The sequence below is a fragment of the Citrobacter sp. Awk 2 genome (genome assembly GCF_028069815.1).
Taxonomy (GTDB): domain Bacteria; phylum Pseudomonadota; class Gammaproteobacteria; order Enterobacterales; family Enterobacteriaceae; genus Citrobacter.
On the sequence record NZ_JANEWL010000012.1, the window covers coordinates 61,116 to 75,160 of the forward strand.

A 14,045-nucleotide genomic window follows, 5' to 3' on the forward strand; every position below is an offset into this window, starting at 1 on the left:
AACTACTTACGATTATATTTTAGTACTTGTAAATAGAGCAGTAGCCAAACTCCTGCCCCTCCCCATACACCAACAATTGCACCAATTTTTCCAGCTAAGATATATTCCGAAAAGGGAACCTCTCCTTTACTGATCAGCCAGGTACTAGCAACCATTCCAATAGAGAACGTAACTGCCAGTATAAACACCAACTTAATAAGTTCTAATAGAGGATGTTTCATTTACTCTCTCCATTAGCTTCTTTTTGCGTCACATTGCCAGTCCATTCTGAGATTACAGAACCACCAAAACCACCCAGTATACCAGGGTATGGGCTCATTTGACCGCCCTGATATATACCGTATCCGATAGACTTTTCCGAATATTTCAGTGAATACTTACTGGCATCCATTCCTAGCTGATTTTTTATATACTGTGATTCAAACTTATTAGTAATTGAAGCACCAATATTATAGCCAAAACCTGTACCGGCCATACTGCCCACTACTGATGCGGTACTGTCCTGGCCTTCAATCTGACTGCTCATGTAAGCGCTACCGGCACCTAACAACTGGTTAGCGTAATATCCTTTCCCGGCCGTACCTACACCAGTTAAGCCTGACATCATGAAACTGAGGTAATCGAACTTCTCACCGGTATTGCCGGTTGCAACCTGGACAGCCCCATTAGCTCCGTAACTCAGCCCGGCACTAACAAATTTTTCCGTCAGCGTGGCTGATGACGTTAACAACGAACCCGCTCCGGCAACCGTACCCCAATAATTTTCTGGCTCACCGAAGAAAGCCAGAGCTCTATCACCCTGTGACGTATTGCTATTCAGATAGTTTAAGTCGTAGCGGTTACCTTCAATGACGTAGTCCTTCACATCCGGGTTTTCCAGCGAACCATACAGCCAGCCAGGCCGACCTGCCGCGCTGAGTCCGCCCTCAATATTCCATTTATCTTCCCCGGACAGCGCCGTCAGAGGGGCGGCAGCCACATCAATATGCAATTTCAGCCGGTTATCAGCACTAATTACAGCATACTTGTTCTGAATATCTCCGCATTCACGACCGGCTTTACGACAGGCAGTCATTTCTCTGTCAAAAGCATGAGCCTCGTCGTAGCTCAGATAGTTATTCTCAACCGCATTTTTCCCGGCCTGCGCCCCGGCAGCCGCCGACGCCGTACTGTCACCCGACAGACCACCGGCCATCCCTGCTGATATCGTTGCCAGCGTGCTGATGGTCTGCTTCTGATCCTCACTCAGTTGCGACAGGTCAGTCACATCAGGATACAGCATACCTGCAATCGCCCGGGCCGCAAGTTCACCCGTTGCCGCACCCGCTGCGCCCGCTGCCGCGCTGTTTCCCTGCATCGCCGCCACTGCGCCACCCAGTATCGCGTGGGCAATAACATTTACCGCACTATTGCCCTCTGTCGATTTAAGCAGATGCGCTAGCTCCGGTGCTGACGCCCCCGCCAGCGCGGCCCCCATATCACCACCAGCCAGCCCCTGAAGCGCCGCCGTTGCCGCCTGAATCCCCCGCTGAATATCGCTGCCCGTGCCATACTTCGCCAGTTCTTCCTTATACTTCGGCGTATCTTTCAGCTTATCCGCAGGCAGATTCGGATTGTCCCTGCGCGCCTCTTTCAGCGCATTTATCTCTCCCTGTGTTCTGGCAATATCCGCTGCCTGACCGCCAATATCACTGATGAGACTTACCGTCTGCAGCCGCTTCTGCTCTTTCTCTTTGTCAAAAATCGGACTGATGCTGTCGTTCGCATGTTCCGTATCACGGCTCAGACCGGATATATCCTGCTGCTGGTTCGCTGTATCACGAACCGTAATTGTTCCTTCCGCTACCGCCGCCTGCGTAGTTCCTTCCGCATGCCCGCTGTTGCCACCCGCTGAAATCATTCCACCCGGCATATTGCCTTTGAACGTGTCACCGCCAAAAGAACCGCCCCCGCTCAGGCTGACGCCTGAATGACTGACCTTAAAGTCCGCTTCGTTATGAATGTCCCTGAACCCCAGCGTTCCGGTATCCAGGCTGTTTTTGTCCCCCGTTGCCGTCGAAGCGATTACCGCACCGTCCAGTTGCGTGTGACGTCCCACCGCCACATCAAATCCGCCATCGCCCGCAAAAAGCCCTGTCTGCTCCTGAACCGAGTCATAAGTGCTTTTCATCTTGTCCTGGCTGGCGCTGATATAGCCCGAACCGGTCATGCTACCGAAGGTAAAACTGCCGCCTGCCGCTACGCTGTTCTGCTTCGATTTGTAGTCGTTGCTGTCCTGCTGGCTGCTCATCCACAGGTCGCGACCAATATCCGCGACCACTTTATCGCCGCTGACCTGCGCGCCATTCAGAAGGGCATCGCGACCACTGGTCATCGATACAATGCCACCGCTGTCCAGTGTGGTCTCCGTCCACGCCGTGCCGTTACCCTTCTCATGTCCTTTTGCCGCATTCACGTTGGCGAAGACGCTGATACCATAGCCATTGGTTCCTCCGCCAATGCTGACCCCTACACCGCCGCCGCTGCTGCTATTTTTCCCGGTTGTCTGTTGAGTGTTTGCCGCACCGCTCAGTACGATATCATTCGCTGCTGCAAGCGTGGTGTCCCCACCCGCCTTTATCTGGCTGCCGCCGATCAGAATATCGCCGCTGTTCCCGCTCTGACCTTTACCCGTCGCCGTAATAGCCAGATTGTTGCCTGCATTCAGGGTGCTGCCTGCCACAGTATCACTCCGGGCATGCTGCTCAGACTTTGATTTCTGGGAAGTCAGAGAAATGCTGACGCCTATACCGTTATTCGGATCGCCACCGGCCTGAGCAACTGCAACCCCCTGCGCAGCCTGCACGCCGGAAAGCGCCGCTTTCGTTGCCTTCAGAGCCGCAAGACGATCGTCACTCTCATCTTTCGCATCCTGCGCTGCTGAAACCGCGCTGTTCACCGCACTGCCCACAGCCCCTGACAACGCCACCGTCAGTCCGCTGGTTTTCTGCTCAAACTTCTCATCACGGGTGCGTTTGTCGTGTCCCGGTTCAATAAGTACACTATCGCCGCGAACAGCAATATCTTTCTGGGCGATGATATCCGCGCCGCCGATATGTGCCTGCTGGCCTGCGGTGATACTGACGTTGCCCCCCGTAGAACCGACCGTACTGAAGCTCTCGCTTTGAGTGGTGCCTTTTTCGCGCAGATCGTGCGTCGTTTTACTGCTACCGATGGTGAAGCCGATCCCGCCCGACCCCATCAGCCCGCTCTTTTTCGTCTCTTTAAAGCGCCATGAGGTATCCGTATTGGTGGCGGCAACGATATCCACATTGTTGTCAGCCCCCAGCGCCACATTGCCGTCACCGGCAACGGCTGAACCCTGTACCAGAATGTTATTCCCGGCGGCGACAGTCACATTGTCCCCGCTCAGCAGCGCACCTTTTTCCCGCGTAGCGCTGTCTTCTTCAATCGTATGGGTAGTCTTTTTACTGAGGAATCCTTTTTTGGTTTTCGTGGTTTCCTGGTAGTGATAATCGCTCTCTGTGGCGGTCGTGAGATTCACATCCCGGCCTGCCGTGACGCCGATATCGCCCTGCGCCGTAACATCCGCTGCCTGCGCACTCACATCGCGCCCGGCGATAATGACCGTGTCGCCACCGCTGGCAATTTCCGTCCCCTGCTGGCGTACGGCGTCATTGACCACGGTTTTCTTCTTCGCACGATAGCTGTCGCCGTCGGTCGTTGCTTCAGCCAGCAGGTTGACATCACGCCCGGCCAGCAGACCCACATCATTTTCCGCTGCCAGCCCGGCCGCGTGGGAATTAATATCCTGACCCGCTTTCAACACCAGATTGTCACCCGCTGAGACGGTGGTACGGGAAAGCCCGATGCTGTGCGATTCACTGCCGCCGTTACGGCTATTCTGCTGAGTGGTGGCCGCATTCAGATTGAGATCGTTACCCGCTGTAAGCTTAGCATTCCCTCCCGCGTTAACATTGCTGGCGGTGACGTTGAGGTTATTCCCGGCATTGATACCGAGGTTACCGCCCGCGTTGATGGTGCTACCCTGCCAGTCCACTGACGAACGCCCCGTCTCTGTTATCCAGCGTCCAGAGTGGCTCCGGGCATCGTTAATCTGGTTGGCATTTACCGCAATATCTCCCCACGCATCCATCAGCAATGAGCCACCCGCAGAGAGATTCGCGCCAGTGACGGTGATATCCTTGCCTGCCGAGAGCGACAATCCGTCCTGTGCGGTAATGGATGCCACAGACCCCAGCAGCGTATCTTTAAAGCTCACATTGCGGTATTTATCCCTGGCACTCACATCAATCTGTTCCGCCAGCGTCAGGTTATTGATGTCGCCGCCCAGACTTTCCAGCGTCACCGTTTTTCCGCTAATGGCGGAGCTGACGTTATTGATATCGCCAATCGCACTCAGCGCAAGGTTGCCCCCGGCCTGCATCAGACTATTGTTAAGGTTGTTGATGCTGTTCTGACTGTCGAGAGTGAGATCGTTTCTCGCCAGCAGCGTACTGCCAGCGTTGGTGATATTCCCGCTGGTAAGCTGAACATTATTCCCGGCAATGACGCTACCGTTGTTCACCGTGATATCTTTTGGCGAGAGATATAGCTTCGGTATCATGACCGTCTCACCGTTGACGGTCGCGGCTTCCCACCACAGCATGCTGTGCTCAAGGTTCGCTATCTGATCGGCCGTCAGGGCCACCCCAAATTTCAGCCCCAGCGACTGCTGGGTACTGGCAGCGCTGTCCATCAGATAACGCATCTGGTCAAGATCAGAACCTATACCGTTGATGTAACGACTTCCCGTCTTATTCAGCATGGCGTTACTGACATAGCGGGTATCGAACGCCGCATCACCGAGGAAACGGTAGTCATATTCCGGGTTCAGTTTGAGACGATCGAGCATATAGGCCGATCCCAGAAACTGGTTTTGATCGGTATACGCAACGTTAGTTTCACGCGGCGCTTCGCCCGGTTTGATACCCAGCATGGCATTCAAATCACCAAACAGACTGGGATCGAGTTGACCAAGGCCATTCAGTTTCGGGTTGACGTTGATCAGGTACGGGCTTTTCGGATCGTCGGAGACGACGAAATAGCCGTTCTTTCCGGAAGGCAACGGATACACGCTGGTATCCACCGTTTTGCCCTGATTTTGCCCGGCGGTATTCACGCCCTTCTCGCCTGGGTTAATCAGGCCATTCAGTTGGCCGAGGCTGGCATCACCTTTCTGCGTGGTAGAAACAGAGCTGAGCGTGGCGTCTGATACGCCACCGCTTTCCAGTGTGCCGCCGCCGTTAATCTGCTGCAATGCGTCATGCAGTCGATCGTTCCACGGTGGGGAACTGACGCTCACCGTGTCATTGCCTGCCAGCGCCTGCTTTTGCACCCCTTTACTGAGGGTTTGGTTGCTGAGGGTGTTGAGGGTTGGCACAGAAATAGTGGTGCCAACTCCACTGTTCGCCGTGATGCTGGTATTACTAATGTCATTAGTGAAATTCGCTGTAATATTCCCACCCGCACTAATCACTGAGCGGTATGACTCACTATCAGCTGTAAACTCCTTTTTAATTTCCCCTAAAACATACGGAACCCCTATGTATTCGAAGCCATCTTTATTGGGTATAACCAGTCCTCCGTAAGTATCAGTGGACTGATACCATTTACCGTATCTGGGATAGCCCTTAAGTCTCTCAGGGGTTAAATTGCAATTATCAGAGAACCACTCACACCGGTATTCAGCCTCTTGATAAACGATTTCATGCCCGGCTTCGGCAGAAAGATTATTCAACGAATCTCCTCTCAGTATTGCCTCTCTGTCCGAAAGAATATGGCTTGCACGGTTATCCATTATTGTAGCGTTGATAACAATATCCCTACCTGAGGCAATACGTGCGGCATCCCCCGTAGCATTCGCTTCAACTATTGATTCACTTAATATAAAACGACGAATATCATTCCCAACTAAAAGATACTTATAGCTATCGTGGCAGATCTGACTATTTCCGGCACAACTTTCTCCCCAATAGCTCCAGATAATATTTTCAGGTGATTTCAGCCATTCCTGCAGACTAAGCGCAACATCCGGCTTTTTCTTACCATCACCAATCGTGATTGGAAATAAAAATGGTCCCGAAGGTAATGCATTAGAAAATTCCTGTTTTCTCTGACTGAAAGTCAACCCATCCTGCTGGTTTAGCAGATGCCCGGTTTTGATGGTGATATCACCATTCTGGGTTTCGATATTGCCGGAGGTGTTGACCACTTCGCTGTTGGCATTTCCCGCCGCATCTCGCTGCATCCACAGATTGTTGCCTGCGAGGATATCGCCGCGCTGGTTGGTAATGGTGTTGGCATAAAGCGCCAGATTATTTGCCGCGTACAACAGCGCCGTATTAACGATAGCGCCAGCCGCATTGAGCGTCAGAGAACCACGCGTGCCGGTGAAACCATCGACTGAAATATTACCGTGACTGGTCAGCGTAATATCGCCACCGCCCTGTAACGTTCCGGCGGCATTGAGCGCCACGTTGCTGCCGCTGAGGTGGCTCGCACCATTGCCCGTTGTGATTTGCCCGTTATTGCTGAGCTGCCCGCCCGCCGTCAGGTTGAGCGACTGCCCTTGAAGCACGCTACGGTTGTCAATAGCACCTTCGCTGGTCATGGTCAGCGTTTTACCCGCGGCAAACGCGCTTTGCGCAGTAAAGCCATTCACCAGTTTCAGCGTCAGATTACCCAGCGCAACCACCTGCCCCAACGCATCCAGCCCGTGGCTTTCAACAGTCAGATCGCCACCGCTGAACAGTTTGCCTGCCGCATTCTGATTAACCTGACTGGCATTAACACTCAGTTGCGAGTTGCCCAACAGCGTACCGTTATTCGTCACCTGCGTGTATTTCACTGCCAGTTGACCGGCCTGTGTCGTTCCCTGGTTGGTAAAATTGTTACCGGTAAGCGTGGCGCTGTCGGCCAGCCAGTTCCCGCCATTGGTGGCCGTTGCCGCATTCAGAATGAGGTTTGTCGCCTGTAACCAGCCTGCGCCGGAATACTGCGGCGTGGTCAGCGTCATTCCCGCGCCGGAAAGCAGTTTACCGTCATTGAGCGCGCGAGTTGTGGTGTTAAGATGGGTCTCTCCACCGCCCTGCATTAAACCGTAGTTGGACAGCACTGGCGTAGAAAGCGTCAGCCCCTGACGGCTGACAATCTCCCCGGAAGCCTGGTTTATCAAATCGCCGCTCAGCGACAGCGTTGCGCCATTATCCCCTTGTAGGCGTCCGCTGTTGGTCAATGTGCCGGACGTCATGCCCAGCGTCGCACCCTGAATTTTGCCCTCGTTGGTGACTGACGCCGCAGTCAGATCCAACGCGCCGCCGCTCAGCATACTGCCCGCTTTCTGCTGCCTGACCGCGCCGTTCATGGCAAGCGTGAGCGCATTTACGCCGCTAATTGCCGCACTGTTATCGAGGGTTGTCCCCTTCAGCGTAAGATTTTTCGCCGTCCATTGCCCGGAGTTAGTCAGAGAAAGCGCCTGTAGCGTCGCGTTACCCAGCGCGGTAATTTTGCTGCCCGCTGTGGAAGTCAGGTTATTCGCGAGCGTAAGCTGCAGGGCGTCGGCGCTGTGTATTGCCCCATTGTTTGTCAGCGTTTGTGCATTGAGCAGAATCGACTGCCCCTGCCATGTGCCATTATTCGTCACATCGCCAGAAGTGAGTTTCAGCGTACCCTGCGTCAGTAGTGAACTACCTGCTGCGTTAATCAATTCCTGTTGCGGTGAAGCCATCGCCATGCGCGCCATCAGACGCTGACGTGCTTCCAGCGTCAGGCTTTGCAGGCCGGTCAGCGTGCCCTGATTGTGGATCCGGTTTTGCTGCAGGGTCAGGGTATTTCCCTGTACCGTGCCGCTGTTATCAAGCTGTGCGCCGTCGAGCGTTACGTCGCTTTCGCTGAGCAGCTTTCCGCTGTTATCAAGCTGCTGCGCGGTCAGTGACATTCCGCCATGACTCATCACATCGCCTGACGTGGTAAGGCCGTTGTTTACAGTCGCCGTCAGATTACCCAGGCTTATCAGCGAGCCTTTGTGCAGCCAGTCATCAGCGGTCAGCGTAAGTTGCTGCCCCTGCAGCGTTCCTTGCGTCGTTATACTGCTGGCATCAAAGGTCAACGCGCCGCCGCTCAGCGTACGGGACGCTATGCCCGTCGTAAGTACCTCACCAGACAGGGCAAGTCCGTTTGTCCCCTGCCACAGACCGGTATTGTTTAACGTCGAGGCTGCAAGTGTCAGCCTGTCACCGGCAATACGCCCGGCGCTGTTGATATCATCAGCCGTCAGCGTCAGTGCGCCGCCACTTTGAATGTGTCCGGGGTTGATAAGTCGCCCGGATAGCTTGCCTTCCAGGCCATGTAAACCGTTAAGCACGCCGCTGTTATTCAGCGAGTCGGCAGTGAATGTCAGGACATCGCCCTGCAGTACGCCGGCGTTTTCCATCACACCGGTATGCACCAACAGCGCATTACCGGCCAGCCATTTACCTGTGGCATCCGTGGTGAAGGTATTCGCAGAAACCGAGGTACTGTCATTACCCTGAACCAGACCGCTGTTACGGATGGATTTTCCATCCAGAGTGACACTTTTCGCCGCCAGCGTACCGCGGTTATCCAGAGAGGCGGTGTTTATCGACGCCCCCTGCTTCGCCACCAGGTTACCCTGGTTTTCAACCGAGTTTGCCAGCGCCAGGTCCAGGGAATCGGCCTGAATATCACCGGCGTTAATTAATGTGTTGCCGCGCAGCGTGAAGTCGGTATTCGTCAGCAGCAGACCGTGGTTTTCCAGCGTATCGAGGCCTAAATCCAGCCCCGCGCCGCTAACCAGTTGTCCCTGCTGACCATTAAACAGATTGCGGGTGGTGAGCTGTAGCACCGAATTACCCTGCACAGTGCCGTTATTCGTAAGCTCCGGCGCGGAAATGCTAAGGGATTTTGCTGCAATCGTTTTGTCGTTAAACAACTGCGCTGCAGCCAGTTCGAACAGATTCAGACTGCGCAGCGATCCCTGGTTATCCAGTCGCCCGCTAGCCTTAATTTTCAGGCTATCCAGTGCCTGAATGCTGCCGCCGTTCCGCAGGATGTCCAGCGTAATCGCCGCCGTACGGGCCTCCAGTTGGCCATCGTTATCGATACGCTTTCCGCTAAGCTGTAGATCTTCACCGCTGGTTACCTGCCCACCTGCAAGGTTAGTGAAGCGATTGCCATCCCAGGCGAGCGCCTGATTCCCCTGCAGGATCCCACTGTTGCTGAGATCGCCGTGTAATGCCAGCACCTTCGCCGCCAGCATTCCGCTGTTATTCGCACTGGCGGCATGCACGGTCATACCTTGTTGACTAAGTACCTTTCCCTGGTTAGTGAACGCGTCGTGTATTGTCGCCGTTACCCCGGTTTCACCTAACGCATTACCGCTGTTTTGCCACGTATTTGCTTCCAGATTCAGCGTGCCGCCCTGCAGCAAGCCGGTGTTGTGCAGGGTCTGATTCTTCAGGCTCAATTCCCCCACCGACAGCACATTGCCGTCGTTATTCACGTCCTGACTGTTCAGCACGAGCGTATCGGCGGCCATGAGTCCGAGGTTATCTGTCTGCTGTCCGTTCACAGATAATGACGTGTCCGCCAGCAGGCGCCCCGCGGTTTCGTTTTTTACCGTCGCATATTCACTTTGCAGATTAACGCCGTTAATTTCTCCGCCGTTAACTAACTGACGACCATTGAGGTGCAATGAACCGTCGGTGGTAATCAGCCCATGGTTGGTCAGATACGGTATATCCAGCGCCAGAGAACGCCGGGCATAGAGCGAGCCGCCGCTAAGGTTATCTAACGTATCAATCTGCAGGTCCATTGCCGCGTTGCCCTGCATCAGGCCGCTGTTCACAACATGCTGACTGTGGAGAGTTAACGTGTCGGCTACCAGAGAGCCGCTGCTGGTCAGCATTTCAGGTGCAATAATCGAGATGCGTTCAGCACTGGCGCTGCCGCTATGGGTCAGCGTCGACGCGCTGAGCGTCAGGGTGTCTGCCAACAGTTCGCCCTGGTTATCAACTGACTGCTGCGCGCTGAAACCAACGCGTGTCCCGGTAGATTTCCCGCCATGACTGATCCTGTCCGCCGTTACGTCCAGCGAACCTTTTGCCGCCTGTACACCGTCCAGCGTGACGCTGTTGCCGGTAATCGCAAGGTCCAGACCGCTCTGCAGATGACCGTCCTTGCCAGTAGTCAGCTGCTTTGCGCCCACGTTAAGCGCACCAGCGGCATTAACCTGACCGTTCAGGTGCAGGTTTTGCGCAGCGTTTAACTGTATGCTCTGTTGTCCGGCGATCAGCGAATCTTTCGCGGCGGTGAGGTTTTCAGCATTGACTGTCACCCCCCGGTTGCCAGAGAGGACGCCATATTGTTCAACTGACGCGGCCTGCACCGTTAGAGTGCCATCAGAGAGCAACTTTCCACCGTTTAGCAGCGTGGCATCCGCCCGGATATCCGCATCGTTTTTCGCGCTCAGGATCCCCTGTTGGTTCAGCGTTGTTGTCTGTACTGAAAGCAGGCCACCGCTCGCCAGCGTGCCCCTATTATCCAGCGCCCCGCTATGGACCGATACGCTGTTACCCTGCATCAGACCTGTGTTGCTAAGACTGCTGGCGGAAGCATCAAGACTGCCGTTTGCCGCCAGTTGACCACCATTCACGAGGTGGTCACCGGAAAGAGACAATGCGCCTCCCGCATTGACCTGTCCCTGATTGTTCATTTCGCTACCGGCCAGGCTTAATGCTCCTTTCGCATCGGCCCGACTGGCGTTATCCAGCGCTATGCGCTGCGCCTTCAGCGTGAGTCCGTTACCTGCAGAGAGCAATCCCCCTTTAGCCGACAGATTACCGTGACTGTTAAGGCTAACATCAGCATCACTCCCTAGCGTGGAGCGGGTCAGCGTCAGCCCATTAGTACCCGCAACATCCAGTTTTTCTTTACTGGTCAGGCTGCCGTCGGTGACTGTCAGCGAGCCGTCACTGTGCAATGAGGTGTTTTTCTGGCTAACCAGAGTGGTTGCGGCAATGGCGACATCCTGTTTAGCCGCCACCTGCAACTCGCCAGCTGCGGCAACCCCGCCACCCTCGATCGTCATCTTGCCATCGCTACCCAACCTCACGCCTGCACCACTGGAGAGATTTGCACCCTGTAGCGCTAACGCCCCGGTGCTGTTGATGGCCATCCCGCTTGCGGTCTTATGGTTGCCGGTCAACGTGACGCCTTCGCCACTGGCGGAAAGACCACCGTTTGCCAGACTGTTGCCGATCGTTAATTTCCCGTTAGCATTGAGGGTGATATCACCCTGACGGGCATTCAGATTCCCGAGATTGACCCCCAGCCCTTTCTCGCTGGAGACCAGATGAATACGGTTAGCGTACATCCCACCTAATGCGCCGGTGTCTACCGCGATTTTCGGTGCTTCTCCTTCGCCATTCAGCGGGCTCGTCTGACCATTCGCCGCGACGCGATTCGCCCCAGCGATCACATTCAAATCTTTGGCGTGTAGCGCAGCGTTAATTTCCGTGGCGCGGGCAATAATTGACACCGCATCGCTCTGGCTTCCATCCAGCCCTTTGCCTTCAATGGTAATGCTGCCTTTGCTCACATCCAGTGACTGCAGGTTACCGTTAGCATCCAGCACCGGTTTACCGGTAGTCAGGGTGGCGTTAGGCGTGTTGATAAATCCGCACCCGTTACAGGTAATGCCGTAGGGGTTGGCGACCATGACGTTGGCGGCTTTCCCCGCGACTTCGGTATAGCCCTGTAGCTGCGAACGGTTAGCGCCGGTAACTTCGTTGATGATCCCTGACGCTTCCTTTCCGGGACGCAGGTTCGGGTTATTCTGGACGATGCCGCCGAGCTGGGTTTGGGTAAATTGCCCGGTCGCGTTGTTGAGGATCAGCCCCTCTTTTCCCACGTTGTAGTCGTTATATTTGTTGTGTGAAATCCCAGACTGGTTCGGCGTGGCAATATTCACCACCGGAACACCATTGGCGGCTTTATCCAACTGCGTATTGCCTTCAGGCGTGATGGCGGCAGCCATCGCCGGGAGCAGCGGTTGGGTAGCCAGCAGGAAACTCAATATGCCACTTAGCAAACGCTGGGAGAAACGCACCTGATCCTTTTTCATCGTCCTTGTTCCTTAAAATGCCACCGCAACGCGGTAATACAAATTGAGATGATCCGGTGCCAGCCAGTCCGGATAATTCACTGGCGTTCCTACGGTAAACTGACTGGAGAACCAGCGCCCTGAGCTGGTTAATCCCAGCGCGGCCCCCCACAACGTGCCGGAAGCATACCTGTCAACGCTATCTTGTTTCAGCCAGCCGCCGTCGAATGCCGCTATCGCGCCAATCTGTCCCAACACCGGCAGCGTAAACAGCGAATAATTCACTTCGTTGCGCCAGTAGCCGCCGTTATCTCCTGAAATGTATTGTTCTTTATAGCCACGTACCGATGTTTCACCGCCCAGCGTCAGGCGTTCGCTGCCGTAAAGGCGGTCCGGTGACCATTGAAAATAGAGGCTGCTCAGCCACCACAGTCTTTCTGTCAGCGGGCGCTGAAAACTGCCGCTGACGCTCCACTTGCGAAATTCTGCCTTTGGCACATCACCCTGTTTATCATTGTCATCCTCTGCGCCAAACCACGGCACGCCCTGGGTGAATGAGGGGTTAAACGTCGCAACGCCGGAAGCAATTTTTTGCGTATGGTTGATACCCAGCGAAACGCTGGAAAGCTTGCGGCTACTGGTTTCCAGCAGGACATCATTCAATCTGTTACGATTGATTCGATGCGTGAGACCCAGCGATGCTGCGGTTTTGATATCACCGTTGCGAAACAAAACCCAGGAGCCGGTCAGACGATGGGTTTCGCTGTCACCGGTGGAGCGCCAGAAATAGCCATTGTTATCAATGGTGCTGAGGTAGTTACTCCAGCTGTAGCTGTAATCCAGCAATCCGTAGCCGTAAGGAACACTCACGCCAGCAGCAACGTTCTGCGCATCTTTACTGCTGGAAAAATCGCTGCTACGCCCGCCGCTGATAAACCATTTATCCGCCAGCCCAAGCATATTATTGAAAAATAATGCCCCGCTCAGTTGTCCGGTACCGGTACTCTTTTGTCCGCTGTTATCAAAACTGACGGAGCCGTTAACGGGGAATTCAGGCGTGGCGCTCAGATTAACTATTGATAACCCCTGCTGGCTGCCCGGCAAAATTTCAATTTCCACCGGCGTCTGGCGAATCCGGTTCAACTGCTCCATACCCTGTTCAATGTCACGCAGATTGAGAATCTTTCCTTCCAGCCCCGGAAAGATCATTTTCAGCGTGCGCGATGGGACACCTTCCAGACGTATTTGCTGCAATTTTCCCTCAAGCACCGCAATGTGCAGCACCCCAGAGGAGAGATCCTGTTCGGTTAAAAAGGCACGACTGGTGATGTAACCTCGGCTGATATACCAGTCGGAAATTGCATTTGTCAGTTCCGTCAGGCGAGGAATATCCAGGCATTGATTCACCCACGGTGCGGTAAGCTTTGCCGAGGCAGCGGCGGACAACGTCGTTGCGCCGTCAATATCAATGCGCGAAATCATAAAACACGGCCCTTCAGTCCGGGCTGGCGTTTTCGACATGATGGTTTCGGGCAGCGTAACGCTACGCTCCAGCTCTTCACGCTGGCGCTGGTTTTCATTAAGTAGCTGCTGTTGTTGCTGCTGAATGGTATTACGATCCGCAGGAGAGAGTGGTGCGGCAGAAACCGTTGTGAACGGCAAAACTAACATCCCAATCAGTAATGCCAGCTTTCTTTCATCCCTGAACTTCACTCTATCCCCCAAAGTACGAAACCGAACTTAGCTGTGCGCCTCTTGCCAAAAAAGCACAAAATGCAAACAAAAGTAAAGGCAATAAATGCTCTTTCACTTTATTCCTATTGCATTTTAGGATTTTTTATATTCTTAAGTTAAATTACGC

General features: G+C 54.3%; 3 protein-coding genes. All 3 read right to left on the minus strand.

Going from position 1 to position 14,045, the window contains the following annotated elements; all coding sequences use genetic code 11:
- Positions 1-2 precede the first annotated feature (2 nt).
- Genes NNO02_RS05595 through NNO02_RS05605 form a run of 3 tightly spaced genes read right to left on the minus strand, consistent with a single transcriptional unit; the run spans position 3 to position 13,855 of the window.
- Positions 3-221 carry a hypothetical protein gene (locus tag NNO02_RS05595; RefSeq protein WP_137384099.1) on the minus strand — a complete coding sequence of 73 codons (219 nt, stop codon included), beginning with the start codon at positions 219-221 and terminating at the stop codon, positions 3-5.
- Entirely contained in the window at positions 218-12,205 is an 11,988-nt protein-coding gene (locus tag NNO02_RS05600) for a hemagglutinin repeat-containing protein (RefSeq protein ID WP_271454370.1), read from the minus strand. The genes NNO02_RS05595 and NNO02_RS05600 overlap by 4 nt, the downstream gene beginning before the upstream one ends.
- 12 nt (positions 12,206-12,217) lie before the next feature.
- Complete coding sequence (locus tag NNO02_RS05605) at positions 12,218-13,855, minus strand: ShlB/FhaC/HecB family hemolysin secretion/activation protein (protein ID WP_271454371.1); 1,638 nt, start codon at positions 13,853-13,855, stop codon at positions 12,218-12,220.
- Between the last annotated feature and the right edge of the window lie 190 nt (positions 13,856-14,045).